This window comes from Amycolatopsis bartoniae (assembly GCF_014191255.1).
GTDB classification, from domain to species: domain Bacteria; phylum Actinomycetota; class Actinomycetes; order Mycobacteriales; family Pseudonocardiaceae; genus Amycolatopsis_E; species Amycolatopsis_E bartoniae.
Genome location: NZ_JACHWH010000004.1, coordinates 327,376 through 352,182, shown reverse-complemented (window position 1 = coordinate 352,182; position 24,807 = coordinate 327,376). Strand labels below are relative to the sequence as shown.

Genomic DNA, 24,807 nt, shown 5'->3' with positions numbered 1-24,807 from the left:
CGCGCCAAGGTACCGCTTCCGCCGCCACCGGCACAACGGCGGTGTGAAGGTGCGCCCGTCCGGGTAAGCCCGCGAGTATGAAACTGCTCTACAAACCCTTGAGCCTCATCATCAGCGCGCTCGGCGGGGTGCTCGCGGGTGCGGTGTTCAAGCAGGCGTGGAAGGCGATCTCGGGTGACGACGACGCCCCGAAGGCGACGGCCACCGACCGGAAGATGCAGGAGGTGCTGCTGGCGGCGGCGCTGCAGGGGGCCATCTTCGGGCTGGTGAAGGCAGTGGTGGACCGCGGTGGGGCGCAGGCGTTCGAGAAGGCGACGGGCGAGAAACTCGAGAAGGACTGACCTTTCCGCCTAAGGCCCCGGCGGCAGGTGGGCGGCGTCGGGGAACATGGTCAGCGCACGCAGGGCGGTACCGAGCTCCGCGATGTCGGCGGGGTCGGTGAGCGAGCGGCCGAGCTCGTCGGTGATCCGCTTGAGCCGGTGCCGGACGGTGTTGGGGTGGCAGTAGACGCGCTCGGCGGTGGACTTGGTGGAGCCACGGCAGTCGAACCACGCGCGCAGCGTCGCCAGCAGGACGGTGCGCTCCTCCGCGGGCAACCGCAGCACGGGTCTCAGTACCTCGTGCGCGAGCTGGGCGGAGGCTTCGGGGTCGCTGGCGACGAGCCCGGCCAGCGGTGACTCGGCGAACTGGACGACATCGGCCGCACCCGGCAGGAGGCTCGACAGCGCGACGCGCGCGAGGTGCAGGGCGCGGGCGGTGTTGCCCAGCCCCGTGAACACCGGACTCACCCCGACCCGCCCGTTCGCTTTTTCCTTCAGCAGCGCCAGTATCGGCTCCGCGGCCTCCGGGTCACGCAGCGAGACCACGCCGACCTGGAGATCCGGGGTGAGCCGCCAGGCCGAGGCGTGCCGCCGTTCGCCGAGCACGTTCTCGATGGCGGGCAACGGTTCGCGGCCCACGCCGGGCGTCTCGGCGGCGACCACGAGGTAGGTGCCGTCGAGCGAGAGGTCGAGCAGGCGGGCGATCTCCCACAACGTTCCCTCGGTCGCCGTGGCGCCGTTGAACAGCGCCTCGACGAGCGCGAGCCGCCGTTCGTGGCGCGTCCTGGTGATCTCCGCAAGCGTTTCGCGGTACGCCTCGGTCAGCGTCTCGGTGTAGTCGTCGATGAGTGTCCACAACGCACGGGTCGCCGCGACGAGGCCCCCGGTGTCGTGATCGGACACCGTGCTCTCCACGAACCGCTGCCACACCTCGGTGAACCCGATCCGGAAGGCCCGCAGCAGCTCCGGCAGCGGGGCACCCTGCCGGGCCCGCTCCCGCCCGGTGGCCGCGGCCTGGCTGAGGTCGGGCGTGCCGGGCTCGGCGAGCGCCCGCAGCAGGAACGCGAGGTTCGCGGCGCAGGAGGAGCGGAGGTCGTCGTGGGACACGAAGCGGGCGTCGGAGTAGACCCGCATCTCGCCGATGATGGCCGCGAAGGTGGTCTCGGTCAGCTCCGGCAACCTGGCGCGCGCGGCGTCCGCGAGCCGCGCGACCGCGGGTTCGGCACCCGTGTACCGCATGGGCGTCGTCCTCACTTCCGGCACTCCCCGTCGAGTGCCATCGGAAGACGAATCTAACCCGTGAACGGCGCGAGTGGAATGTGGACGGTTCGCGGAACCGCAGCTGCGGAAGGACTTCTCGCCTCGTTCCGCAGCTGCGGTTCCTCGCTCACATGCGGGCCTCGGCGGTGCGGATCGCCTCGCGGATGCGGTGGTAGGTGCCGCAGCGGCAGATGTTCCGGATGCCGTCGAAGTCCTCGTCGGTGAGTTCCCGGCCCTCGGCCTTCGCCGCGCGGACCTTCGCGATGGCCATCATGATCTGGCCCGGCTGGCAGTAGCCGCACTGGGCGACGTCGTGCGCGAGCCACGCCTCCTGCATCGGATGCAGCTCACCGGTCCGCTCGTCCTCCAGCCCCTCGATCGTGGTGATCTCGTCGGTGGGCTTGATGTCCGAGACGGGCACGGAGCACGGGTTGAACGCCTTGCCGTTGATGTGGCTCGTGCACGCCTTGCACACGTTGAGGCCGCACCCGTACTTCGGCCCGGTCACGCCGAGCAGGTCACGCAGCACCCACAGCAGGCGCACGTTGTCGTCGGTGTCGACGGTGACCTGCTTGCCATTCAGAACGAAACTGTGTTGCGACAAGGAAGTTTCCTCACTGCGCGTAGGAGAGGCCGTCGACGGGCGAGTCCGGAATGGACGGAACACGGGGCAGTGGCTCGAAGCTCAGCGTGCCGTGGTTGATCGGGAAGCTGGTGGGCATCTTCCCGACCGCCCGCCCGTAGGCGCACGCCACCGCGGCGAACGAGCTCGCGACGCCCAGCTCCCCGGCACCGCCGGGCTCCCCGGTCGCGGGCATCACGAAGATCTCCATCTCCGGCGGGGTGTTCCACTGTCGGGTGTAGAAGAAGTTGTCCCAGCTGCCTTCCAGCGGCAGGCCCTGGTCGATGTGCAGGCTCTCGGTCAGCGCGAGGCCGATGCCGTCGTTGAGGCAGCCCATCATCTGCGCTTCGAGCCCACGCGGGTTGAGCGCCAGCCCGGCGTCCACGGCCATCACGGCCTTCGTGACCCGCGGCCCGGTCACGCCGTCACGCACCTTGCGGTTGACGGTCTCCGGCCGGCAGTCGATCTCCACGAGCACGGCGACACAGCTCTTGTACTCGGCGTGGAACCCGATGCCCTGCGCGGTACCCGCCGGCATCTTGCGCCCCCACTGCCCGGCCTCGGCCACCTTGTCGAGCACCGCGCGGTAGCGGTCGTTCTTGAAGAAGGACCGGCGGAACTGCACCGGGTCCTTGCCCAGCTTCGCGGCCAGCTGGTCGATCACCAGCTCCCGCGCGCACACCACGTTCGGCGAGTAGACGTTGCGCATGCTGGCGGTGTGGAACTTGAGCGGCACCTCGTTGAGCAGCTGCGTGGTGACGCCGAAGTCGTACGGCATCGACTGGGACAGCTCGAACACCGTCTGCGAGAACCCGATGTCCCCGACCGGCAGCTTCGCGGCGACGGCCGTGAGCAGCTCGCCGAGGCCGTGCCCGAAGTCGGTGGTGACGCTCGTGTGCCGCTGCTCGTAGCTGACGACGTTGCCGAGCGCGTAGTTCACCCGGATCCGCGAGAGCGACATCGGGTGCGCGCGGCCGTGGCGGAAGTCGTCGGTGCGGTGCCACATCAGCTTGACCGGCTTGCCGATCTTCTTCGAGAACTCGGCGGCTTCGAGCGCGGCGTCGCCGAACAGCTTGCGGCCGAACGATCCGCCGCCCTGCATGACGTGCACCTTCACCGCGGTCACGGGCAGCCCGAGCATCGTCGCGATCTGCTCCTGCGTGACGATCGGCGACTTCAGCCCGGCCCAGATCTCGGCCCGGTCGGACCGGACGTCGGCGACCGCGCAGTTGGTCTCCAGCGCGCTGTTGCTGGCGAACGCGAAGGTGAACTCGGCGTCGATCGAGCTGGTCAGCACGGGTGGGACGGCCATCGGCAGCGTCGCCGCGCGCAGCTTCTTCAGCACGGTGGCGTCCGACTCGGCGTCCACCGGGCCCGGGTTCCACGTCACCTTCAGCGCCCGCACGGCGTCGATGCAGTGCGTGGTGGTCCGGCCCCGCACGGCCACGCCGGTGGAGATGACGGCGACGTCGGTGATGCCCGGCATCGCCTTGACCTCGGCGAGGTTCTGCACCGACTTGACCGTGCCGCCGATCGTCGGCGGCCGGCAGACCATGGCGGGCAGCGCGTCCGGCAGCTGGAGGTCCATGGTGAACTGCTTGCGCCCGGTGACGGCGTCCCGCGCGTCGATCCGGTTCTGCGGCGTGCCGACGAGCTTGAAGGACGACTCGGCCTTGGGCTGCGCGGTGACCTGCTCGGTCCGGCTGCTGGCGGCGGCTTCGGCGAGCGAGCCGTAGGTCGCGGTGTGGCCCGTCGGCGAGCTGATTACTCCGTTGTGGACGGTCAGTGTGGACGGTGCGACCCCCCACTGGCCGGCCGCGGTGGACAGCAGCCGGGCCCGTGCGATCGCGGAAACCGTGCGCACCGGCGTGTACATCGACCGCACCGAGTTGGAACCGCCGGTCAGCTGGTTGAAGACCAGTTCGGGCCGGGCGTCGGCGAGGGTGACGCGCACCTTGTCCAGCGGCAGGTCCAGCTCCTCGGCGATGAGCATCGCGATGGTGGTGGTGATGCCCTGGCCCACCTCGGCCCGCGGCAGCGCGAACGAGACGGTGTCGTCGCGGTTGACCTGCAACGCGATGAGGCCGGAGGTGGGCGCGGCGGCGAGAGTGAGCGCGTCACCGAGGTCGAGCAGGTCGGCGGGCTCGGGCGGGGACGGGACGGCGGCGGCCGCGGGAGCCGGGTGCGCGGTGTCCAGCCCGATGCGGGCGGCGACGGCGAGGGTCGGCGCGGCGAGCAGGTAGCCGAGGAACCGGCGGCGCTCCACTCCGGGCAGCGGCGATCGACGGTGATCTGCCATGGAAGTCCTCTCAGCACGGACGGTGACCGCCGCCACGATAGAAAGCGCTTGCCCGCAGGGTCAACGATCCGTAGCCACTCGGCGCGATTCCTGTGACGAGGTGACAGCCGGAGTCGCCAAGACTGTGACGCCGACACACCTGAATGTCGTACAACGTGCGGCCGGATGGCGTACAAAAGGGCCCGGCACCTCCGCGCCGGGCCCTTCGCGAAGCGGTCAGTTCGCCTCGTGCATCACCACGCCGCGGATGTTCTTGCCGTCGCGGAGGTCCTGGTAGCCCTCGTTGACCTGCTCCAGTGTGTAGCGGCGGGTGACCAGCTCGTCGAGCTTGATCGCGCCCGCCTGGTACAGGCGCAGCAGCCGGACGATGTCGTACTGCGGGTTGGCGGAGCCGAACAGCGTGCCCTTGATGGTCTTCTCGAACAGCGTCAGTATCCCGCCCGAGACGTGCACGGTGAGCTTCTCCGGGTTGGCCAGGCCCGTGACCACCACGGTGCCGCCCTTGCCGACGGCGTTGAACGCGGCGGTCACCACGTCCTCGTCCACCACGCCGACCGTCACCAGGGCCTGATCGGCCATCTGGCCCCACGTCAGCTCGGCGATCTTCGCCAGCGCCTCGTCCGCGGTCGCGAACGCGTGCGTGGCGCCGAGCTTCAGCGCGGTCTCACGCTTGAACTCCACCGGGTCCACCGCGATCACGTTGGCGGCACCCGCGTGCGCCGCGCCCTGCACGGCGTTGATGCCGATCCCGCCGATGCCGTAGACGACCGTCGTGTCCCCGGCCCGCACACCGCCCGCGTAGTTCGCGGTGCCCCAGCCCGTGGGCACGCCGCAGCCGACCAGCACGGCGGTCTCCAGCGGGAGCCAGTCGTCGACCTTCACGACCGAGTGCTGGGAGATCGTGGCGCGCTCGGAGAACGTGCCGAGCATGCACATGGCGCCGTAGTCGGTGCCGCCGCGGTGGAAGCGGAACGTGCCGTCCGGCATCCCGCCGTCGAGGATCGTGATGCCCATGTCGCACAGGTTCGAGCGGCCGGTGGCGCAGTAGCGGCAGGTGCCGCAGTTCGGGATGAAGCTGCACACGACGTGGTCGCCCGGCTTGACCTTCGTGACGCCGGGGCCGACGTCCTCGATGATGCCGGCGCCCTCGTGCCCGCCGATGATGGGGAACCGCGGCACGAGGTCGTTGTCGATCAGGTGCAGGTCCGAGTGGCACAGCCCGGCCGCGGTGTACTTGATGAGGACTTCGCCCTCGCGGGGGCCGTCGAGCTCGAGCTCCTCGATCTCGAACGGCTTGTGCGGATCGTGCAGGACAGCGGCTTTCGTCTTCACGACGCTCTCACCTCTTTGTGACGTGGGTCGCAGGCACGGACGGCTTCATCATGACATCCGAAACCAGCGTCCCGACAGCGTTAAGTAGACTTTCCACCCACCGGAGCAAAGTTTCCCGGCCTTCCTCCGCGCTCGCCCCGCGCGGGTCACCGAGCGTCCCGGTGGGGCTCACGGCACGCACACCTCCTTTCCGCAACCGGTCCAGCAACGCAGGAAGTGGCTCAGTGACACCGGTTTCCAGCCGGTCGAGGCGCACCGCGGACGGTCGCAACGCGAGCATCACCGATGTTTCGGTGCGTCCGGCGTGCGTGTCGTCGGGCGGGGCGTCGGGACACCACGCGCGCACGGCACGGCCTTCGTACCGTAGTTTCGCGATCGCGCGGCGCAACGGCTCGACGTTGCCGCCGTGGGCGCACACGAGGACCACGCCGGTGAACGCGTCCGCGGAGCGCACGAGCTCGACGAGGACGTGTTCCGTGGCCTCCTGCCCGATCGAGAGCGTGCCGGGAAAACCCGCGTGCTCGCCGCTGGAGCCGTACGGCAGCGCGGGCGCGACCACCACGTCGTTCCGCCGCTGCGCCAGCCGTTCGCAGAGGGCGACGGCGATCTCGGTGTCCACCGTGAACGGCAGGTGCGGGCCGTGTTGCTCGGTCGCGCCGAGCGGCACCGCGAGCAGGCGCGGCACGAGTTCGGGCCAGGCGAGGTCCTTCATTTCCTGCCCGGCCAGTTCGACAGGTCCGGAACCAACGGCAGGGCGGTCCTTTCCCGGGCACAACCACGCCAGACCCCTGCGCCGTAGGCGAAATCGTCGGCGGTGCGGGCCAGCAGCCAGCGCACCGGATCGAGGTCCGGCCGCAGGCGCCGCCACTCCGTGAGGTGCCGGGCCAGCGCCAGCGCGAGCACGATCCGGCCGCGTGGAGTCGCCGCCAGCAACGGCATCGCGACCGGCCCCCACGTGCGGGTGAGGACGTCCGCGAGGTACCGCCCGGCGCCGAGGTGACCGCGCAGGGCGAGGGTGAGCGCTTCCCGGGGCGGTACGCCGACCGGCCGGAGCTTGCGTGGCAGCAACGCCGCGGTGCCCAGCGCGACCGCCGCGCCGAGCCCGGGTTTCCGCACTGCCGCGAGGGCCCACGCCAGCGCGGTCCAGCCGGAGATCTTCAGCGGCGCGATCGCCTTGTGCCCGTGCCGTTTCGCGAGCGGGGCGGCGGAGGTGCCGTAGTCGAACCGCTGCTTCGCCCACGCCCGCCAGGTTTTCCGCGGCTGGTGGACCACTTCGGACGCCGGTTCGAAGCGCACCCGGCCACCTTGGGCGACGAGCCGCCACACGAGGTCGACGTCCTCACCGAACCGCAGCCGCTCGTCGAACCCGCCGATCTCCCGGACCGCGGCGGTGCGCACGACGAGCGCGGCCGTCGGCAGGTACGTCACGCGCGCGCCCGGGCGGACCGGGCCGGGCCCGTCGCCGAGGTCGAGCGACGAGCGGGCCTGTTCGTACCGCTCGACCACCGACGAACCGGGAGCGCTGCGCACCCGGGGCCCGACGGCGACCACCTGTGGGTCCTCGAAGTGCGGCAAAAGACTGTCGAGCCAGCCGGGCTGGGGAACGGTGTCGGCGTCGAGGAACGCGGTCAGTTCCGTCCGCACGTGCCGCAGGCCGGTGTTGCGGGCCGCTGCCGGGCCGCGTGCGACCGGATGCCGTTCCGCGGCAACGGAAATCGGCGTGCGGGAGCCGTCGTCGACCACCACGTCGGCGCCGGGCGGGAGCGCCTCCGGGTCGCGTGCGGGCACGACGACCGTGACGTCCGCGCGCGTGAGGTGCGTTTCCCCGTAGAGCGGGTGCGCCATTCCGGCGTCGATGAGCCTGTCCGCCAGCTTCCGTTGCTGTGGCGTGGTCACGACAGCCCCGTGGCGCCACTCGCGCACGATCCGCGCGCCCGGCTCGGACAGCCGCAGCACGCGCAGCGGCGCGCCGCCCAGCAGGGTCCGCCCGAGGACCTTCGTTCCCGGGTCGAGGCGAACCTCCAGCTTCATGCCGTGAACCCCCCGTCGGCGTGCACGACGGTTCCGGTGACGGCCGACGACTGCTCCCCGCACAGCCAGCACACCGCGGCGGCGACCTCGGCCGGGTCCAGCAGCCGTTCCACGAGCTGGTGCTGCGAGAACTCCTCGACGTCGTCGAGGTCGTAGAGCGCGGCCGTCGCGTCGAGCATCGCCGTGCGCGTGGAGCCCGGCGACACCGCCGTGGCCGTCACGCCGGTGCCACGCAGATCCGTGGCCAGGCCCCGGATCAGGCCCACGACGGCGTGCTTCGAAGCGTTGTAGCCCGCGAGGTGCCACAACCCGCGGTGCGCGGCTGCGGACGCGAGCGCGACGAAGCGGCCCGACCGCGGCTCGGGCCGTCGCAGCAACGCGGGCACGGCGGCGCGGGCGAGGTGGAACACTCCACGCACCCCGGCGTCGAACAACGCGTCCCACTCCGCGTCCGTGGTCTCCCACAACGGTTTCCCGCCCGCCATGACCGCGGCGGCGGCAACGGCGGCGTCGAGCCCGCCGAACTCCCGCTCGGCGAGCGCGACGGCTTCGGTCAACGCTTCCGGCTCGCGCACGTCGGCTACCAGGTCGAGCACCCGGCCCGGCCAGCGACGGGCGAGGGCGACCAGATCTTCCTTGCGCCCCAAGGAGTAGTGCAACCCGGGCTGGTCGGCGGCGACGTCCACGGCCACGACCCGCCAGCCGTCCGTGGCGAGGCGTTCGACCACCGCGGCGCCGATGCCCCGCGCCGCTCCGGTCACCACCGCCACCCGGCTCATCGCGTGTAACCGCGCCGTCGCAGGTAGTCCAGCAGCTGGCGGGCGGCCTCCTCGGCGGTCGCGGGCCGCACGACCGTGGGCGGGGTGCGCTCGACCAGCGCACCCGTCAACGACAGCATCCGCTGGTGCGGGTCCGCTTCGCGCGGGGCCGGTAACGCACGCGCTCGCGGCCGGTACGCGCGAGGCGCCCCGGCCCGCAGGTAACGCAGCGAGCCCGGCCGCGCGACCGGGATTTCCGCGGTCCTCGACGCGATCACGGCGGGCAGGGACGCGCGGCGCAGCACGACGTCCGCCGGTTCCACCGAGCACACCGCGGGCGGCCCGAACACCAGCCGCTCCCGCCGTCCGCCGTCGAGCCGCCGGACGCCCCGCAGCTCGCCGCCCGCGACGCTCAGCTCGACGAGGCCGAGCGCCTGGGCCGCGCCGAGCCGCTGCGCCAGGAACGCCGGCGTGCTGCCGGTGCCGCGGTCGGCCGACGAGTCCCCGCACAGCACGACGTCCGGCCGGTCGGGCAGGCCGTCGAGCAGCAGCCGCGCGGTCTCGCTGCCGTCCTCGGTCACCGTCGCGGCCGGGCCGTCGACCCGCACGACCTCGTGCGCCCCGGTGGCCAGCGCCTCGCGCAGCATCTCCTCCGCCTCGGGCGGCCCGACGGTGACGGCGAGACACCGCCCGTCGAAGGCCTCGGCGAGGCGCAGCGCGTGCTCCAGCGCGGCCCGGTCGGCCGCGCTCGCCCCGCTGGTGCGGGCGTCGGTGCGGACCTCGCCCGTCAGCGGGTCGACGGCGGCGCGCTGATCGCTCCAGCGCAGAGCGGCCACGACGAGCATCGCTATCCCTTCCGGAACACGACGCCGTAGCCCCCGTCGGGGTAGCTCCAGCTGATCGCGCCCTGGCCGTCGCAGATCTGGTAGCAGGTGCCGCACTCGAAGCACTGCTCGTAGTTGAACAGGATGCCGCCGTCGCTGGTCGGCACGAACAGGTCCGCCGGGCACGCGTAGACACACGCCTGCGTGGTGCACGACCGGCAGACCTCGGTGTCCACGGTGATGTGCGGGCGCTCGGCGACACGGAACTCCACAGTGGACAGTACGTCCTCGAACGCCGGCTCGACGTAACGCTGGTCGGTCATCGCAGCCCCCGCATTCCGGTCCAGGAGTCCCGCACCAGGTCACGCATCCGCACGCCGTTGCGGCGGGCGCTGCGCCTCACCAGCGTACGCAGGCCCGGCTTCGGCTGCGGGTTGTCGACCTGGAACAGCCCTTGCACGACGTCGCAGAGAAACCCAGGGTAGTCGCGCTGCACCCGGTCCGACAGCACGAGTTGCGGGAAGTTCGCCAGCCTGCGGTGGTCGGCCAGCACGAACGAGCGTTCCAGCAGCGTGCGGTACCCGGCGAGGCCCTGTTTCGACGTGTCCCCCGCCGCCAGCGCGGCGGCGGCCGCACGCCCGGCGTACATCCCGGCGCCGAGTGCGAAGTTCACGCCCTCCAGCCAGATCCCGGCGGCCAGGCACATCGCCGCGGCGTCCCCGGCGACGAGCATGCCGTCGCCGATCAGCTCGGGCATCGCGTGGTAGCCGCCCTCGGGGATGAGGTGCGCGGAGTGCTCGATCTGCTCGCCACCCTTGATCAGCGGCGCGACGGCCGGATGCCGCTTGAGGTCCGCGATCAGCTCCTCCGGCCGGGTCCTGGCGTCGCGGATGCCTTCGAGGCCCAGCACCACGCCGATGCTGACGGAGTCCAGGTTCGTGTACAGGAAGCCGCCGCCGGGGATGCCGCGCGTGCAGCCGAGGATCTCGATGTCCACGCCGTCGCGGCCGCTCACCGCGAACCGCTCCTCGATGGCCTGGCGGGGCAGCGCGAGGGTCTGCTTGACGCCCAGCGTCAGGTGCGCGGCCTCGTTCGCGACGCGGTACATGCCGGCTTCCTTGGCCAGGAACGAGTTCACCCCGTCACAGGCGATGACCACGCCCGCGGTGAGGTCGCCGTCCGGCCGGTCGGTGCGCACGCCGACGACCTGCCCCGAGCGGTCCCGCAGCAACCCAGTGGCCACAGTGGACGGTATGAGCACCGCGCCCGCCTCGATGGCCAGCTCGGCGAGCCACGCGTCCAGGTCGGCGCGGTGCGCGGTGGCCCCGTTGTACGGCGGGCTGCCCCAGTCCTGCGTCCGGAAGTCGACGGTGAGCGCCTGCGTCGGCGTCATGACCATGGTCGAGCGGCGGGTCACCCAGCGCTGCACGGGCATCCGCTCCCACCACCGCGGCACCAGCTCGTCGAGGACGCGCCCGTAGACCACCCCGCCGTAGACGTTCTTGGAGCCGGGGAACGGACCCCGCTCGACGAGGGCGACGGAATGCCCGGCGCGTGCCACTTCGAGCGCGGCGGCCGAGCCCGCGGGTCCGGCGCCGACCACGACGACGTCGAACGTCCTCGTCACCTCACCGACCACAGTGGACTCCGAACCCGGTCCGGCGTAGGTCATCGCACCTCCAGGATCCGGGCCAGCTCGGCGAGGACGGCGGGGGCGTCAGCGACGATACCGAGGTCCGCCATGGTGGTCATGGGGCACGACGGGTCGGTGTTCACGCTCACCACGTGCGCGGGATCGCCGAGCCCGCCGAGGTGCTGCGCCGCGCCGGAGATCCCGAACGCGACGTACAGCTCGGGGTGCACCACCACGCCGGTGGTGCCGATCTGCCGCTGGTAACCCGTCCACCCCGCGTCGGTGACCACCCGGGTCGCGCCGAGCGAGGCGCCCATCGCGGTGGCCACCTTTTCCAGCAGCGCCACGGCTTCCGGGCCGCCCAGCCCGGCACCGGCGCCGAAGATCCGCGGTGCTTCGGCGAGGTCCACCGTGCCCGGCTCGGGGTCGAGCACCTCGACGACCGTCACGTCACGGGCGTCGGCGGCGGGCAGGGTGATCTCGTCGAGCGTCTGGCATTGTGCCGGCACGCTCCCCCGGACACCCGGTTGCAGCGTCGCGACGAACGGCCCGTCGGCGACGAGGTCGACGCACACGCGGCCACCCCAGCGCGCCACTTCCGCGCCCTGGCCGGTCACGCGCATCGCCCCGGCCAGCAGGGGGCGGCCCAGTTCGGCGGCGAGCCGGGGCGCGAGGTCACGGCCGTCGGCCGACGCGGGCAGCAGCACGCGTTCGGTGTCCGCCAGCACCTTCGCGAGCTGCCGCGCCCAGCGGCCGGGCGCGAAGGCGCCGTTGCCGGCGAGCCAGCCGGTGCTCAACGACGGCAGTTCACCGGCGGCCTCCTTGACGCCGGTGCCGACGAGCAGCGCCGCGCCACCGGCTTCGGCCACGGTTTCGTCCGCGCCGAGCGGCAGCACGCCGTCACGCACGACGACGACCGCGAGTACGGGCTTCACAGCGCCACCCCCACCCGGTGTCCCTCGACGACGGCCGCGTGCGCGCGGCGCGGCGTGACGCAGTCCCCGGCCCGGTGCACGGGGAACGGCGCGTCCTTCAACTGGTGCCACAGCTCGTCCTCGGGCGCCTGGTGGGTCGCGCAGACCACCCAGTCGCAGACGACCTCCCGCGTGACACCGGTGGTGTGCGTGAGCACCTGCAACACGATTCGTCCGTCCACTTCGGACGCGGCCAGGATCACCTCGTCGGTGTGCTGCCGGATGCCCTTCGCGTGCGCGCGGACGTTGAACGTCTCCATGTCCAGCGTGACGCCGAGGTCCTGCCCCACCACCATGCCCGAGGTGGTCAGCCGCACCGAGCAGCCGCGGTCCGCCAGCAGCTCCGCGACCGACGTGGCCTGGTGGAACCCGAGGTCGTCGAGCACCACGACCTCGCCCTCCGGCGCCGCGCGCCCTTCGAGCACGTCCCGCACGTCCACCACGCGGTCGAGCCCGTTCGCCCAGTACGGCGCCTGCGGTTTCGCGCCCGTCGCGAGCACGACGGCGTCCGGCGACTCCGAGCGCAGCAGGTCGGCGGTGGCCTCGGCACCGGTCTTGAGGTCCACGCCGTAGCGCTGGCATTCGGCGAGCAGGTTCCGCACCACGTCGAGGAACTCGGCGCGGCTGGGCACGCTCGCGGCGAGCGTGACCTGACCGCCGGTGCCCTCGTTGCGCTCGAACAACGTCACGTGGTGCCCGCGTTGCGCGGCGGTGGACGCGGCCTGCAGCCCCGCCGGGCCGCCGCCGACGACCAGCACGCGCTTCGGCCGTGGCCCCGGCATCGGCAGCGGCACGCTTTCCCTGCCCGTGCGCGGGTTTTCGATGCAGCCGAGCCAGCGGTTGAGGCCCATCCGGCCGACGCACTCCTGGTTGCACGACAGGCAGGTGCGGATCTCGGGCGCGTGCCCGGCGCGGGCCTTGGCGACGAAGTCCGGGTCCGCGATCTGGCCGCGCACCACGCCGACCAGGTCGCAGTGCCCTTCGGAGAGCGCACGTTCGGCCTGCACCGGGTCCTTGATCCGGCCGACGCCGATCACCGGCAGCCGCACGGCCTCACGGATCGCGTTGGCGATGAACAGCGCGTAGCCGGGCGGGATGGCCATCGACGCCTCGATCATGAACAGTGTCGAGGTGGCCACTCCGATGGAGGTGTTGATGTAGTCGACCTTGCCGGTCGCCTCCACCAGCTTCGCCACCTCGACCGCCTCGTCGATCGTGGTGCCGCCCTCGATCAGCTCGTCCCCGCACAACCGGACTCCGAGCGCGCGCTCGGGCCCGATGGCCTCGCGCACGGCGTCGATGATCTCCAGCAGGATCCGGGCCCGGTTCTCCAGCGAACCGCCGTAGGAGTCGGTGCGCTTGTTCGTCGCCGGGGACAGGAAACCGCGCACGATCGAGGAGTGCGAGCACTGCAGCTCGACGCCGTCGAACCCGCCCTCGGCGCAGTGCCCGGCGACGGTGCCGTAGCCCGCGACGACCTCGGCGATCTCCCGCGTGTCGATCGCCTTCGGCACCTCGCGGAACATCGGGTCCGGCACCGGCGAGGGCGCCCACACCGGCAGCCGCGAGTACATCGACGAAGCCTGGCCGCCATTGTGGTTGAGCTGCGCGAGGATCGGCGTGCCGTGCGCGTGCACGGCTTCGGTGATGCGCCGGTAGCCGGGAATGACCTCGCGGTTGAAGCCGTGGATCAGCTTTTCGTACGGCCAGTCCGTGCGGTGGGTCGAGTGCTCCTCGGTGATGATCAGCCCGGCGCCACCGGCCGCGCGCGCCGCGTAGTACTCGGCGTGCTGCTCGCTGGGCAGGCCGTGCTGCGCGTAGTTGGTCAGGTGGGCCGAGAACACGATCCGGTTGCGCACCACGAGCGGACCCAGGCGCAACGGCGAGAACAGGTACCGGTAACTCACACCAACGCCCCCGTCACGAGTGTCAGCGCCGCGCGACGGCCTTCGAGGATGGCTTCGTGCACCGTGCGAGGGGCGACGCAGTCTCCGGCCCTGAGCGCACCGGGCAGCTCGTCGGGCAACCGGTGTCCACAGTGGACGACGACGGCGGCTTCGAGTTCCCTGCGCTCTGCGGTGAACACGTCTTCGAGTACCACGTGGTCCTCGTGCACCTCACGCAGCAGCGACCGCTTCGCCAGTGCCACCCCGGCCTGCTGGAGGCGGGTGTTGGCGTCGGCGAGGTCGCCGGTGAGCGCGAGCTGCGTGCCGATCACCTGGTCCTGGCTCACGATCGCGATCTGCCTTCCTTGCGCGGCCAGCAGTTCCGCCACTCCGACCCCGACGAAGTCACCCACCGGATCGGCGACCACCACTGGTCCGGACGGCAGTTCGGCGCCGTTGAGGAAGTCGACCACGTCGATGACGCGGCCGTGCACCACGTAGTTCCGGGGCCCCGGCACCGAGCCGGTCGCGACGATCGCGCCCGCGGGCACGTCGGTGACCTCGACCCCGGTCCGGACGTGCACGCCCAGGCGGTGAACCTCGGACTCCAGCCACTCGGCGAGACGCGCGAGCCGCGACCGGCCCCCGACTTTCGCCGCCACGCGCAGCATTCCGCCCAGGTGTTCCGACCGCTCGCGCAGCTCCACCCGGTGCCCGCGCATCGCCAGCACCCGCGCGGCCTCCAGCCCCGCCGGACCGCCGCCGATCACGAGCACGTCCCCCGGCGCGTCGGCGCCTTGCGGGGAGGGATCCTCGGTCTCATGCCCGCTGCGCGGCTCGCCGATGCACGAGACGATCGGGTTGCGGTTGTCGCGCACCCGGCACTTCTGGTTCGACAGCACACACGGCCGCGGCGCGGCGCCCGCGCGCACCTTGTTCACCAGCTCCGGTTCGGCGATCTGCGCCCGCGTCATCTCGACCAGGCTCGCCACGCCGTCGTCGAGCGCCTGCTGCGCCTGCGCGGGATCGACGACGCTGCCCTGCAACACCGTCAGCGTCCGGCCGTCGACGGCTTCGGTGATCCGGCGGCACAGGTCGAGGTTGAACCCAGGCTCGGTGTGCAGGTCGGGCCGCGTCGCGGAGGCGCTCATCGCCGAGCCGCGTACGGGCACGAGGTAGTCGACCGACGCGGCGAGATCCGCGGCGAGCACCGCCGCCTGTTCGGGTGTGAGACCGGCCCAGGGAGCCAGTTCGTCACACGACAGCCGCAGCCCGACGATCCCACCGGACTCCCGCACCGCACCGAGGACTTCCCGGAGCAGCCGCGACCTGTCGGTGCCGTACTCGTCGCCCCGCTGGTTGGTCAGGCCGGAGGAGAACTGGCGCAGCAACGAGTACTGCCCGGCGTCGATCTCGACACCGTCCATTCCGGACTCCACGGCCAGCGCGGCGGCGTCGCGGAACCCGGCGACGAGCGCCTCGATCTCCGCGGCCTCCAGCTCCATTGGCAGCTCGCGGCTGGCCACGTCCGGCACCCGGGAGGGCGCCCACAACGCGGACTGGCTGAACGCCGAGGAGCCCTGTGAACCGGCATGTCCGAGCCCCGCCAGCACGATCGCGCCACGACAGGCGTCCACAACGGACCGCCAGCCCGGACCGCACAACGAGGCCAGCGGAGCCCGCTCGTAGGGCCAGTCCGAGTCGTGCACGCTCGCGGTCTCGGTCACGATGATCCCGGCGCCACCGGCCGCGCGGGCGGCGTAGTAGGCGACATGACGGTCGGACAGCACCCGGCCGCGCGCGAGGTTCGTCTCATGTGGACCGAACAGCACGCGGCTCGGCGCCGTCCGCCCCGCGATCTCGAACGGAGCGGTGAGCGTGGTCATCGCAGCCCGGCGAGGGGACTCGTGTCGCAGGCGCGGTCGGGACGCGGCGGACCGAACCCGATGTTCACCGGCACCTTGCGGCTCTTGCGGTGCGAATGGTCCACATCGGACCGCGGCGCGGCGCCGGCCGTCTCCAGCGCGCGGGCGCCGTGCCCCTGCACGCATTCCGGGTCGGGCCCGTCGAGTGGCAGGCCGGTGAAGAACTTCGCCGCCATGCAGCCGCCCTGGCACGAGTCGTACGCCGAACACGACGTGCACGCGCCGCCGGTCTGCGGCCCGCGCAGGCGGGTGAACAGCTCCGACTCGCCCCACACCCGCGCGAACCCGCCCTCGTCGCGCACGTTGCCCGCCAGGAACTCCTGGTGGATCGCGAACGGGCAGGCGTAGACGTCGCCGACCGGGTCGATCAGGCACACCACCCGCCCGGCGCCACACAGGTTCAGCCCCGGCAGCGGGTCCGAGCCGAGCGCGTTGAGGTGGAAGAACGAGTCCCCGGTCAGAACTTTTTCGCCGCGCGCGACCAGCCAGTCGTACAGCTGCAGCTGCTGCTCCGCGGTCGGGTGCAGCTCGTCCCACACGTCGGCGCCGCGACCGGACGGCCGCAGGCGGGTGATCCGCAGCTGCGCGCCGTAGGTGTCGGCGATCTCGGCGAAGGCGTCCAGCTGGCCCACGTTCTGCCGCGTCATCACGACGGACAGCTTGAAGTCGCGGAACCCGGCGTCCCGCAGGTTGGTCATCGCCCGGATCGCGGTGTCGAACGAGCCGGGCCCGCGAACGGCGTCGTTGACCTCCGCGGTGGCCCCGTCCAGCGAGATCTGCACGTCCACGTAGTCGGTGGCGGCGAGCCACCGCGCCCGCTCCGGCGTCAGCTTCACCCCGTTGGTGGAGAACTTGACACCCACCTGGTGGGCGACGGCGTACTCGACGAGCTCCCAGAAGTCCGAGCGCACCGTCGGCTCGCCGCCGCCGATGTTCACGTAGAACACCTGCATCCGCTGCAGCTCGTCGATCACCGCCTTGCACTCCGCGGTGCTCAGCTCCCGCGGGTCGCGCCGCCCCGAGGAGGACAGGCAGTGCACACAGGAGAGGTTGCAGGCGTAGGTCAACTCCCACGTCAGGCAGATGGGTGAGTTGAGACCTTCCTTGAAGTGTTCGACGAGCTTCATCGCACGCCTTTCAGGTCCGTCGCTCGATGGTTCCGGTGCGCTCCAGCCCTTCGAGCGCCTTGAGATAGGAGGGCCGCTGGTCCTCGGGGACCCCGGCCTCGTCGAGGGTGGTGTGCACGTCGGGCTGCTCCCCCAGCGTGCGCACCACCTCGACCAGCAGTTTCGTCTTGAGGAACGACAGCCTGCGGGTGCCGAAGTCGTACGCCAGCGCGCCGAACGGCTCGGGCCGGAGCGCGACGCGCGGGGAGCACCGGTAGGGCTGGTCGGGCTCGAACACGGCGGTCAGTAGACCCCGCACATACCGTCGATGGAGACCTCTTCGACGAGCAGCTCCTCCTCCACCAGACCCTCGTCGCGCGTCTGGGCAACCTGCTCGGTCTCGGACATGGGATGCTCCCTTCCGTCGCGGCCGCCCCGGTGCGGCCCGTGTTCCAGACGATAATGGCACCGAGTGCCGAATGGAAGAGGCGATGACCGATCAGGGGAACTCGCGCGCGGGACGCCGGCCGATCACGTCGCGCGCCGAGGTCGAGCACGCCGCGTTCGAACTGTTCGCCCGCCAGGGCTTCGAGCGCACGACGGTCGACGACATCGCGCAGGCCGCGGGCATCGGGCGGCGCACGTTCTTCCGGTACTTCCCGTCGAAGAACGACATCGCGTGGGGCGACTTCGACGGCGAGCTGAAGCGGATGCGCAAGCAGCTCGCCGGCTATCCGCCGGACGTGCCGCTCGTGGATGCGATCCGCGAGGCGCTGGTGGACTTCAACCGCATCGACCCACGCGAGGCGCCGTGGCACCGGCGCCGGATGGAGCTGATCCTCACCACGCCCGCGCTGCAGGCGCACTCCACGCTGCGGTACGCCGAGTGGCGCCGGGTGCTCGCCGAGTTCATCGCCCAGCGCCTCGAAGCCCCGCCGGAATCCCTTGCGCCACAAGCGATCGCGTACGCGACGCTGGGCGTGGCGCTGGCCGCGTACGAGCAGTGGCTGCGGCTGCCGGACGCCGACCTGCCGGGTCTGCTCAACGCGGGGATGCGGGAGCTGACCGCGGCGATCGGCTGACCTCGTCGCGCCCGTCGAGCAGGCTGGAGCGGGCCAGCTGGACGGTGCAGGCCGTGATCAGCACCAGCGCGGTCAGGTCGCCGGCGAGCCACGCGCCGCCGCGCACGTCCTCGTGGAACGCCAGCAGGCCCCAGCCGAGCGCGGCCAGCGGGTTGGCGAGCGTGAGCCCGGGCTGTGAGGCGACGAGCGGCCCGGCGCGCAGCGCCTGCTGCAGCAGCAGGAACCCGGCCGGACCGCAGACGAGCATCGCGTAGGTCTGCCACGCCGAGAACACGCCGGAGAAGCCGTTGGTGAAGGTCGCGCCGATGCCGTCGACCAGTACGGCGGTGAACCCGAACCAGATCCCCGCGGCGGCACCGAAGCAGGCGGCGCGCTTCAGGTGGTGCCGCTTGGAGCCGACGGCGAGGAGCACCCCGACGGCCGCGAAGGTCGCCCCGACGCCCAGCAGCCACACCCCGGCGGGCACGTGCAGCGAGTCCCCGCCCTGCGCGGACAGCGACACGAGCAGCAGCGCCATGCCGGCGCCGAGCCCGGCGAGCGCGACCCACTCCAGCGGCGGCAGCCGGGTGCGGAACACGACGCTCGCCAGCAGCAGGACGAACCCCAGCTCGCCGATCAGCAGGGACTGGACCAGCACGATCGGCGCGTTCGCGAGCGCGACGGTCTGCAGGACGAGCCCCGCGAACGTCGCCAGCACGCCGCTGAGCCACGTCGGTTTGCGCACGAGTTCCAGCAGCCCGGGTTTGCGTCGCGCGCCCATGCGCTGCAGCACCGACCCGGCCGCGTTCGCGCCCGCGGCGAGCACCGCGCACACCACCCCGAGGACCACCCGGCACCGCCTTCCGTCGCGCGAAGCGGTACCAGTCTCTACGATCCCGGTTGTGTTGCTCCCGCGTGGTGCCGAGGCCATCAGCCCGACCGGTCATTACACGGGGTACGTGTGGGTCCGCCACGACCTCGCGCCGCGGGAGCTGGCGACCGCGGAGGGGCGGTTGCTCTTCCACGCGCTGGAGCCGGCGATGCGGCTCGGCAGGCTGCTCGGGCAGCCGACGTTCGAGGGGCTGCTGGTGGCCCGGCACCGGATGCTCGACGTGTTGCTGGCGGGCGCGATCGAGCGCGGCGAGGTCGGGCAGGTGATCGAGATCGCGGCCGGCCTGTCGGCGCGCGGCTGGCGGTTCACGCGGCGGTACGACGTGACCTATGTGGAGGCCGATCTCCCGCGGATGGCTTCGCGGAAGCGGGAACTGCTGGAGCGGCTCGGTGGTGGCCCGCGCGTGACGACGGTGGACGCGCTGGCCGACGACGGCCCGGACAGCATCGGCGCGCTGGCGGACACCCTGGACCCGTCGGTCGGCACGGCGATCGTCACGGAGGGCCTGCTGAACTACTTCGACCGCGAGGCGGTTTCCGGGATGTGGGCCCGTTTCGCCGACGTGCTGCGCCGCTTCCCGAACGGCGCGTACTTCGCGGACGTGGTGCTGCGGCCGGGCGCGCGGTCCCCGGCCGCACGGCTGGGCACGGAACTGCTGCAGGCCCTCGTCCGGGGCCGCGTGCACCTGCACTACGAGTCCGAGCTGGAGGCGGCGGATGCCTTGCGGGAAGCGGGTTTCCCGGCGGCGGAGCTGTCAGTGGCGGGCACGGATGATCCGGGTGCGCGGCTGGTGCACGTCATCGACGCTTGGACGTGAGGCTCGTCGCGCGGCTCCGACGCCGCGTCGATCACCTCGTCCAGCACCTCGCGGGTGGTGTGCAGACCGGCGATCAGCCTGTCGATGCGCGCCCGTTCGGCGGTGAGTTCTTCGACCAGCCGCGGGGTGGCGGTCTCGGCGGGACCGCCGTCGGTGTCGCGCAGGCACGGCAGCAGGCTCGCGATCTTCCTGCTGTGCAGGCCCGCGGCGAACAGCTCCTGGATCCGGATGACGCGGTCGACCGCCCGCTCCGGGTAGTCGCGGTGCCCGCCGGGCGTGCGATCGGCCGTCAGCAGCCCCTGCTGCTCGTAGTACCGCAGTGACCGTTCGCTGACCCCGGTGCGCCGGGCGAGTTCACCGATCTTCATCCGCCTCCCCCGTCGGCGAGCTTGAACCTGACATCGATGTTAACTCCTACCTTGGCCGCATGACACCTACCGAACCCTTCTCCTACAGCCCGATCACCGAGCGATCCCCGATCACCTGGCCCGGTGGTGCCCGGGTCGCCGTCTACGTCGGGCTGAACGTCGAGCACTTCCTCATCGACCGCCCGTCCACGTGCATCTGGCCGGGCTCGGCGGACCTGGTTCCCGACGCGCTGAACCACGGCTGGCGCGACTACGGACCGCGCGTCGGCATCTGGCGCACGGTCGAAAGCCTCGACCGCCACGGCATCAGGGCGAGCGTGCTGCTGAACTCAGCGGTCGCCCACCACCACCCGCAGATCGTCCAGGCCGGGGTCGAGCGGAACTGGAGCTGGATCGCGCACGGGCGGACCAACTCGATCCCGCACACGGGCATGGGCCGCGACGAGGAGCGGCGTTTCCTGACCGAAGTCGTCGACACGATCGCGACGGCCACGGGACAGCGACCACGAGGCTGGATGGGGCCCGGCCTGACGGAGACGTTCAACACCCCGGAGCTGCTCGCCGAACTCGGCCTGAGCTACGTACTGGACTGGACCAACGACGACCAGCCCTATCCGCTGGACGTGCCGGGGATGATCAGCGTGCCGTACTCGGTCGAGCTGAACGACCTGATCCTGTTCGGCAGGGGGCACACCGGCCCGGAGTTCCTGCGGATGGTCCAGGACCAGTACGAGCAGCTGCACGCGGACTCCGAGCACAGTGGCCGGGTGATGGCACTCGCCCTGCACCCCTTCGTGATCGGGCAGCCGTTCCGGCACAAGTACCTCGACCGGGCGCTGGCGCACCTCGCCGCCCAACCCGACGTCTGGCTCACCACGAGCGACGAGATCGCCGAGCACTACCTGCGCACGCGTCAGCCCTGATCGTCCAAAGCGGCCAGCAGTGTGCCCGGGCCGAGGTAGCCCGCGCCCTCCGCCGTGATCCTGCTGCGCAGTTCGCGGTCCGCCGTCACGACTGTCACGTGGTCCGCCGGGCGCGAAACCCGCAACGAACGCACCGTGTCGACGATCGCCGAGTCGCCGTCCTGCGCCGCGGACACCACCTCGACCTCCTCGCTCGCCGGGACGCCCTTCGCCTGGCCTTCGACCACCAGCACGACCCGTGGCCACCACGACCACTCCGGGCCGTCCGTCACCTCGAAGGCCGAGCCCCGCACGCCGCTGCGGACGAGGGTCGCCAGGCGGTCCCGCAGCCGGCCCGCGGCTCCCGCCCGGTCGCGCCACCAGCCGTCCGGGCGGGAGCCGACCACGTTCGCCCCGTCGACCACCAGCACCAGCTCCCGGCCCAGCTGCGGGACCAGCGACGGCCACGCCGACGCGAAGTCGTGGTGCAGCGGGTAACCCGGCACGTCCTGCGGCCGCACCCACCGCAGCTCGTCGCTCTCGTGGTTCATCACCTGCTCGCGCACCGGCCGCACGGTCTGCGCCAGCACCGTCGTGTAGGTCCAGCCGCCGTGGTCGACCGTCCACGCCGACAGCGGCCGCACCGCGTCGCCGGGGATCCCGGCCTCCTCCTCGGCCTCCCGCGTCGCCGCCTGCCACGCGTCCTCGTGGCTGTCCCGCGCGCCACCCGGCAGCGCCCACGTGTCGCCGTGGTGTGTCCACCACGCCCGATGCTGCAACAGGACCCCGCGCTCGGGATCGGTCAGCAGCAACCCCGCGGCACCGAAGCGGCCCCAGTGCCGGTGCCCCGCGGCGCATTCGACGAACCCGTCACCGTCCATCACGCCGCTTCCAGCGCCAGCGCCGCGGCACCCACCATCGCCGCGTCGTCACCGAGGTGCGCGGTGCGGATGCGGGCCAGCGGCCGGTGCCGGGCCCCGGTGATCGCCGCCGTGTAGTGCTCGCGCGCCTCGTCGAGAAACAGCGGCGCCGAACCGGACACGCCGCCGCCGATCACCACGATCTCCGGGTCGAACACGTCCGCCACCAGCGCGAGCCCTTCCCCGAGCCACTTCGCCAGCTCCGCCACGGCCCGCTGCGCGATCGGGTCGCCGTCCCGCGCCGCGCCCGCCACCCGCCGTCCGGTGATCGACCCGGGATCGCCCGACGTCTCGCGCGCCAGCACCGTTGACTGCCCCGGATGCCGCGCCAGCAGCTCGACCGCCGTCGCCGCCAGCGCCGTCCCGCTGCAGTACCGCTCCCAGCAGCCGTACTTGCCGCACGGGCACGCCCGCCCACCCGGCACCACCGTGAGGTGCCCCAGCTCCGGCGCCACCCCGTACGCACCGCGGTAGATCTCGCCCTCCAGCAGCAGGCCCGCGCCGATCCCGGTGCCGATCGCCACCAGCGCCGCCACCCGCGTTCCCCGCGCCGCGCCGAACCGGTGCTCGCCGAGCGCCGCCGCGTTCGCGTCGTGCTCCAGCGTCACCGGCAGGTCCACGCGCTTGGCGATCCGGTCGGCCACCGGCGCCGCGCGCCACGCGAGGTGCGGCGCGAACATCACCGTGTTGCGGTCGTTCGCGACGAACCCCGCTACCGCCAGGCCCACCGCCCCCACGTCCTCGTGCCGGTTGCGCAACTCCTCGATCACGCCGGCGATGGCGTCCTCGAGCGCGTCCTCCTCACTCGGCGTGCCCACGCGGTCGGTGTCCAGAATGGACCCCTGCTCGTCCACCACCGCCGCACGGACGCTCGTGCCCCCGACGTCCAGTCCGATCGCGCGCACTCAGGCCACCTCGCCGCGCCACCGCACGGGAATGCGCTGCACCCGGGGACTCGGCGGCTGGGGTTTCGGCTCCGGGGAGAAGCCGGGCATGTGGAACCCGTGCTCGGGGTCCCAGCGGTCGGCCAGCACCGCGCGCAGCAGCGCGACCAGCTGGCCGAGGTGCTCGATCAGCCGGGCGGCGAACTCGGGCCGCTCGCCACGCACCACGGCGACCACCGCGCACAGCGGGCACCACGCGCAGTCGGCCGTCGCGTGCTCGCCCTCGCCGTGCCCGGCGCTCACGAGACCTTCCAGCCATGGCGCCGCGCGCTCGATCACCATCTCGACGAGCAGCCGCACCTCGTCGGCGAGGCTCGTCGCGTCGGTCTCGGTCATGCCTCCTCCTCAAACGACACGACCAGCCCGCGCTCGTCCGACGCGGCGCCGGTGATCCGGCACGGCCGCAGCGCCTCCGGCAGCGCGACGAGACGGCGGAAGCCGTCCACGGTGATCGCCAGCTCGTCGTCCACCCTGGCCAGGTCGACGACCGCGGCCGGGTCGAGCGGCATCGCCACCCGCAGCTCGTAGCCGCCGTCCACTTCGGACACGTCCAGCAGCGGGACACCCGTGTTCCCGTTGCCCGCCAACGGGTTCTCCTCGCCGTACAGCTCTCGCGAGATCTCCAGCAGCGCGGGCAGCCCGACCGGCTCGACCGCCCGGTGCTCGACCCGCGCGAACTCCGGCACGCCCGCGTCGGCCAGTTCCGCGAGCACCGCGTCCTGCTCGCGGCGGCGGGTGCGCAGCCACGCCGCCGCCGCACCGCGCCACACACCGGGCGCGGGCATCAGCCGGTTCACGATCAGGCCGTCGACACGGATTCCGCGCAGCGCAAGGGAAGTCAGCGTGCGGCGCGCCTCGGCGACGACGACCCGTTCCGGGGTCAGCACCAGCCGCACGCCGGTCCTCGCGGGATCGGTGAGCAGGCTCCGCAGCGACTCCAGGTGCGCGGCCAGCTTCCGCACCGCCTCGACGGTCCCGCGCGGGCCCGCGAGCTTCACCTGCCACATCCTGTTGAGGTACCCCGAAACCGCCTCGGGAAGCGCGAGCAGGCGCAGCGTTTCGGCGGTGGGCCCGCAGTCGACGACGACGGTGTCCCAGCGCCCGGACTCGGCCAGCCGCTGCACCTCGGTCAGCGCGAGCAGCTCGTCCACCCCGGGCAGCACGGTCAGCTCCTCGGCGTCCAGCTCGTCGACGCCCGCGCCCGCCAGCGCCGATTTCAGCCGCCCGCGCAGCTCCTGCCAGATGCCGTCGACGAGCCCGCGCGAGTCGACCTGCGCGGCGTGCAGGCAGTGGTCCACCTCGGCGGGCTCGGCGCCGAGCCGCTGGGCGAACGCGTCGCCGAGGGAGTGCGCCGGGTCGGTGGAGACCACCAGCGTCTTGTGCCCGCGCGAGGCGAGCCCGGCCGCCGTCGCCGCGGCCAGGGTCGTCTTCCCGACACCCCCCTTGCCGGTGAACAGCAGCAGGCGCATCTCAGGCGGGGCCGCTCTCCACGCGGCGCTTGAGCTCCTTGAGCGCCGTGTCCATCACCATCTTCTCCGCCTTGCGGCGCAGCAGGCCGATCATCGGCAGCGCCAGCTCGACCGACAACGTGTACGTCACCTTCGTGCCGCCGCCCGGCGTCTCGGCCAGCTCGTAGCGGCCGTCCTGCGCCTTCTGCATCTGGCCCTTGACCAGGTGCCAGCTCACCGAGCGCCCGTCGGCCGCCCAGTCGTACTCCAGGGTGTAGACGTCCTTGATCGGGCCCGCGTCCAGAGTCAGCTTGACCTGCTTCGGGTTGCCGTCGGCGTCGGTGGCGAGGACCTCGGTCTCGCGGACCTGCTTCGCCCACTCCGGGTACGACCCGAAGTCCGCGATCACCGCCATGACCCGCTCGGGCGGCGCGTCGACCTCGATGGACTGCGTGGACTGCTCGGCCATGGCGGAGAGGTTACCG

At 72.1% G+C, this 24,807-nt stretch carries 26 protein-coding genes and 1 pseudogene; 4 read left to right on the top strand and 23 right to left on the bottom strand.

Annotation, left to right across the window (positions count from 1 at the left end):
• Positions 1–77 precede the first annotated feature (77 nt).
• Positions 78–341, top strand: coding sequence for a DUF4235 domain-containing protein (locus FHX82_RS23010; protein ID WP_145936577.1), 264 nt, complete (start codon positions 78–80; stop codon positions 339–341).
• Positions 342–350: 9 nt separating this feature from the next.
• On the opposite strand, the gene FHX82_RS23005 is transcribed toward FHX82_RS23010, so the two are convergent.
• The 16 genes from FHX82_RS23005 to mftA form a co-directional block, all read right to left on the bottom strand.
• Complete coding sequence (locus tag FHX82_RS23005) at positions 351–1,559, bottom strand: PucR family transcriptional regulator (protein ID WP_145936629.1); 1,209 nt, start codon at positions 1,557–1,559, stop codon at positions 351–353.
• A gap of 148 nt (positions 1,560–1,707) precedes the next feature.
• Positions 1,708–2,184 carry a (2Fe-2S)-binding protein gene (locus FHX82_RS23000; protein ID WP_145936578.1) on the bottom strand — a complete coding sequence of 159 codons (477 nt, stop codon included), beginning with the start codon at positions 2,182–2,184 and terminating at the stop codon, positions 1,708–1,710.
• 10 nt (positions 2,185–2,194) lie between these two features.
• Positions 2,195–4,501, bottom strand: coding sequence for a xanthine dehydrogenase family protein molybdopterin-binding subunit (locus FHX82_RS22995; protein ID WP_145936579.1), 2,307 nt, complete (start codon positions 4,499–4,501; stop codon positions 2,195–2,197).
• 216 nt (positions 4,502–4,717) lie between these two features.
• Positions 4,718–5,833, bottom strand: a complete 1,116-nt coding sequence (locus FHX82_RS22990; protein WP_145936580.1) for an NDMA-dependent alcohol dehydrogenase — start codon at positions 5,831–5,833, stop codon at positions 4,718–4,720.
• 7 nt (positions 5,834–5,840) lie between these two features.
• Positions 5,841–6,545, bottom strand: a complete 705-nt coding sequence (gene mftE, locus FHX82_RS22985) for a mycofactocin biosynthesis peptidyl-dipeptidase MftE (protein ID WP_145936581.1) — start codon at positions 6,543–6,545, stop codon at positions 5,841–5,843.
• A complete protein-coding gene (mftF, locus tag FHX82_RS22980; RefSeq protein ID WP_145936582.1) occupies positions 6,542–7,864 on the bottom strand; it encodes a mycofactocin biosynthesis glycosyltransferase MftF in 1,323 nt (440 codons plus the stop codon). The genes mftE and mftF overlap by 4 nt, the downstream gene beginning before the upstream one ends.
• The gene (locus tag FHX82_RS22975; protein ID WP_145936583.1) at positions 7,861–8,643 is read right to left on the bottom strand and encodes a mycofactocin-coupled SDR family oxidoreductase; all 783 of its coding nucleotides are present in this window, start codon (positions 8,641–8,643) and stop codon (positions 7,861–7,863) included. The genes mftF and FHX82_RS22975 overlap by 4 nt, the downstream gene beginning before the upstream one ends.
• Entirely contained in the window at positions 8,640–9,467 is an 828-nt protein-coding gene (locus FHX82_RS22970; protein WP_145936584.1) for a mycofactocin-associated electron transfer flavoprotein beta subunit, read from the bottom strand. Before FHX82_RS22970 ends, FHX82_RS22975 begins: the two co-directional genes overlap by 4 nt.
• Before the next feature lie 2 nt (positions 9,468–9,469).
• Positions 9,470–9,769, bottom strand: coding sequence for a ferredoxin family protein (locus FHX82_RS22965; RefSeq protein WP_145936585.1), 300 nt, complete (start codon positions 9,767–9,769; stop codon positions 9,470–9,472).
• Positions 9,766–11,118 carry an FAD-dependent oxidoreductase gene (locus tag FHX82_RS22960; protein WP_145936586.1) on the bottom strand — a complete coding sequence of 451 codons (1,353 nt, stop codon included), beginning with the start codon at positions 11,116–11,118 and terminating at the stop codon, positions 9,766–9,768. The genes FHX82_RS22965 and FHX82_RS22960 overlap by 4 nt, the downstream gene beginning before the upstream one ends.
• Entirely contained in the window at positions 11,115–12,014 is a 900-nt protein-coding gene (locus FHX82_RS22955) for a mycofactocin-associated electron transfer flavoprotein alpha subunit (protein WP_145936587.1), read from the bottom strand. The genes FHX82_RS22960 and FHX82_RS22955 overlap by 4 nt, the downstream gene beginning before the upstream one ends.
• Positions 12,011–13,960 carry a mycofactocin system FadH/OYE family oxidoreductase 2 gene (locus FHX82_RS22950; RefSeq protein WP_145936588.1) on the bottom strand — a complete coding sequence of 650 codons (1,950 nt, stop codon included), beginning with the start codon at positions 13,958–13,960 and terminating at the stop codon, positions 12,011–12,013. Before FHX82_RS22950 ends, FHX82_RS22955 begins: the two co-directional genes overlap by 4 nt.
• Positions 13,957–15,825 (bottom strand): mycofactocin system FadH/OYE family oxidoreductase 1, encoded by a 1,869-nt coding sequence (locus FHX82_RS22945; RefSeq protein ID WP_145936589.1) that lies wholly within the window; start codon positions 15,823–15,825, stop codon positions 13,957–13,959. The genes FHX82_RS22950 and FHX82_RS22945 overlap by 4 nt, the downstream gene beginning before the upstream one ends.
• On the bottom strand, positions 15,822–16,991 hold the full coding sequence (mftC, locus tag FHX82_RS22940) for a mycofactocin radical SAM maturase (RefSeq protein ID WP_145936590.1): 1,170 nt from the start codon (positions 16,989–16,991) through the stop codon (positions 15,822–15,824). The genes FHX82_RS22945 and mftC overlap by 4 nt, the downstream gene beginning before the upstream one ends.
• 10 nt (positions 16,992–17,001) lie before the next feature.
• Entirely contained in the window at positions 17,002–17,289 is a 288-nt protein-coding gene (mftB, locus tag FHX82_RS22935; protein ID WP_145936591.1) for a mycofactocin biosynthesis chaperone MftB, read from the bottom strand.
• On the bottom strand, positions 17,274–17,378 hold the full coding sequence (gene mftA, locus FHX82_RS22930) for a mycofactocin precursor MftA (RefSeq protein WP_145936592.1): 105 nt from the start codon (positions 17,376–17,378) through the stop codon (positions 17,274–17,276). Before mftA ends, mftB begins: the two co-directional genes overlap by 16 nt.
• An 83-nt stretch (positions 17,379–17,461) precedes the next feature.
• Between mftA and mftR the strand changes: the two genes are divergently transcribed.
• Positions 17,462–18,052, top strand: coding sequence for a mycofactocin system transcriptional regulator MftR (gene mftR, locus FHX82_RS22925; RefSeq protein WP_145936593.1), 591 nt, complete (start codon positions 17,462–17,464; stop codon positions 18,050–18,052).
• Here mftR and FHX82_RS22920 read toward each other — a convergent pair.
• Positions 18,012–18,881 carry a DMT family transporter gene (locus FHX82_RS22920; protein ID WP_145936594.1) on the bottom strand — a complete coding sequence of 290 codons (870 nt, stop codon included), beginning with the start codon at positions 18,879–18,881 and terminating at the stop codon, positions 18,012–18,014. The genes mftR and FHX82_RS22920 overlap by 41 nt on opposite strands.
• A gap of 52 nt (positions 18,882–18,933) precedes the next feature.
• On the opposite strand from FHX82_RS22920, the gene FHX82_RS38040 reads away from it, so the two are divergent.
• Positions 18,934–19,740: a class I SAM-dependent methyltransferase gene (locus FHX82_RS38040; RefSeq protein ID WP_229881424.1), complete on the top strand. Its 807-nt coding sequence runs from the start codon at positions 18,934–18,936 to the stop codon at positions 19,738–19,740.
• A gap of 230 nt (positions 19,741–19,970) precedes the next feature.
• Here FHX82_RS38040 and FHX82_RS38035 read toward each other — a convergent pair.
• Positions 19,971–20,108 (bottom strand): annotated as a pseudogene (locus tag FHX82_RS38035) (MerR family DNA-binding transcriptional regulator); the annotation flags it as partial.
• Between the two features lie 59 nt (positions 20,109–20,167).
• On the opposite strand from FHX82_RS38035, the gene FHX82_RS22910 reads away from it, so the two are divergent.
• Positions 20,168–21,031 (top strand): polysaccharide deacetylase family protein, encoded by an 864-nt coding sequence (locus FHX82_RS22910; RefSeq protein WP_145936597.1) that lies wholly within the window; start codon positions 20,168–20,170, stop codon positions 21,029–21,031.
• Here FHX82_RS22910 and FHX82_RS22905 read toward each other — a convergent pair.
• Genes FHX82_RS22905 through FHX82_RS22885 form a run of 5 tightly spaced genes read right to left on the bottom strand, consistent with a single transcriptional unit; the run spans position 21,022 to position 24,791 of the window.
• Positions 21,022–21,891: an NUDIX hydrolase gene (locus tag FHX82_RS22905; protein WP_145936630.1), complete on the bottom strand. Its 870-nt coding sequence runs from the start codon at positions 21,889–21,891 to the stop codon at positions 21,022–21,024. The two genes, FHX82_RS22910 and FHX82_RS22905, sit on opposite strands and share 10 nt — an antisense overlap.
• Complete coding sequence (locus FHX82_RS22900) at positions 21,891–22,820, bottom strand: ROK family protein (protein WP_145936631.1); 930 nt, start codon at positions 22,818–22,820, stop codon at positions 21,891–21,893. Before FHX82_RS22900 ends, FHX82_RS22905 begins: the two co-directional genes overlap by 1 nt.
• A 15-nt stretch (positions 22,821–22,835) precedes the next feature.
• Positions 22,836–23,210: a hypothetical protein gene (locus FHX82_RS22895; protein ID WP_145936598.1), complete on the bottom strand. Its 375-nt coding sequence runs from the start codon at positions 23,208–23,210 to the stop codon at positions 22,836–22,838.
• Positions 23,207–24,343, bottom strand: coding sequence for an ArsA family ATPase (locus FHX82_RS22890; protein ID WP_145936599.1), 1,137 nt, complete (start codon positions 24,341–24,343; stop codon positions 23,207–23,209). Before FHX82_RS22890 ends, FHX82_RS22895 begins: the two co-directional genes overlap by 4 nt.
• A gap of 1 nt (position 24,344) precedes the next feature.
• The gene (locus FHX82_RS22885; RefSeq protein WP_145936600.1) at positions 24,345–24,791 is read right to left on the bottom strand and encodes an SRPBCC family protein; all 447 of its coding nucleotides are present in this window, start codon (positions 24,789–24,791) and stop codon (positions 24,345–24,347) included.
• Positions 24,792–24,807: the final 16 nt, after the last annotated feature.

Bases quoted from the DNA above. Each gene is read 5' to 3' on its own strand.
- FHX82_RS22895 (WP_145936598.1), bottom strand. From the start codon at position 23,210: ATGACCGAGACCGACGCGACGAGCCTCGCCGACGAGGTGCGGCTGCTC.
- FHX82_RS22945 (WP_145936589.1), bottom strand. From the start codon at position 15,825: ATGACCACGCTCACCGCTCCGTTCGAGATCGCGGGGCGGACGGCGCCG.
- FHX82_RS22995 (WP_145936579.1), bottom strand. From the start codon at position 4,501: ATGGCAGATCACCGTCGATCGCCGCTGCCCGGAGTGGAGCGCCGCCGG.
- mftE (WP_145936581.1), bottom strand. From the start codon at position 6,545: ATGAAGGACCTCGCCTGGCCCGAACTCGTGCCGCGCCTGCTCGCGGTG.
- FHX82_RS22890 (WP_145936599.1), bottom strand. From the start codon at position 24,343: ATGCGCCTGCTGCTGTTCACCGGCAAGGGGGGTGTCGGGAAGACGACC.
- FHX82_RS23010 (WP_145936577.1), top strand. From the start codon at position 78: ATGAAACTGCTCTACAAACCCTTGAGCCTCATCATCAGCGCGCTCGGC.
- FHX82_RS22965 (WP_145936585.1), bottom strand. From the start codon at position 9,769: ATGACCGACCAGCGTTACGTCGAGCCGGCGTTCGAGGACGTACTGTCC.
- FHX82_RS23005 (WP_145936629.1), bottom strand. From the start codon at position 1,559: ATGCGGTACACGGGTGCCGAACCCGCGGTCGCGCGGCTCGCGGACGCC.
- FHX82_RS22885 (WP_145936600.1), bottom strand. From the start codon at position 24,791: ATGGCCGAGCAGTCCACGCAGTCCATCGAGGTCGACGCGCCGCCCGAG.
- mftC (WP_145936590.1), bottom strand. From the start codon at position 16,991: ATGAAGCTCGTCGAACACTTCAAGGAAGGTCTCAACTCACCCATCTGC.
- FHX82_RS22905 (WP_145936630.1), bottom strand. From the start codon at position 21,891: ATGGACGGTGACGGGTTCGTCGAATGCGCCGCGGGGCACCGGCACTGG.
- mftA (WP_145936592.1), bottom strand. From the start codon at position 17,378: ATGTCCGAGACCGAGCAGGTTGCCCAGACGCGCGACGAGGGTCTGGTG.
- FHX82_RS22960 (WP_145936586.1), bottom strand. From the start codon at position 11,118: ATGACCTACGCCGGACCGGGTTCGGAGTCCACTGTGGTCGGTGAGGTG.
- mftF (WP_145936582.1), bottom strand. From the start codon at position 7,864: ATGAAGCTGGAGGTTCGCCTCGACCCGGGAACGAAGGTCCTCGGGCGG.
- mftR (WP_145936593.1), top strand. From the start codon at position 17,462: ATGACCGATCAGGGGAACTCGCGCGCGGGACGCCGGCCGATCACGTCG.
- FHX82_RS22970 (WP_145936584.1), bottom strand. From the start codon at position 9,467: ATGCTCGTCGTGGCCGCTCTGCGCTGGAGCGATCAGCGCGCCGCCGTC.
- FHX82_RS22910 (WP_145936597.1), top strand. From the start codon at position 20,168: ATGACACCTACCGAACCCTTCTCCTACAGCCCGATCACCGAGCGATCC.
- FHX82_RS22975 (WP_145936583.1), bottom strand. From the start codon at position 8,643: ATGAGCCGGGTGGCGGTGGTGACCGGAGCGGCGCGGGGCATCGGCGCC.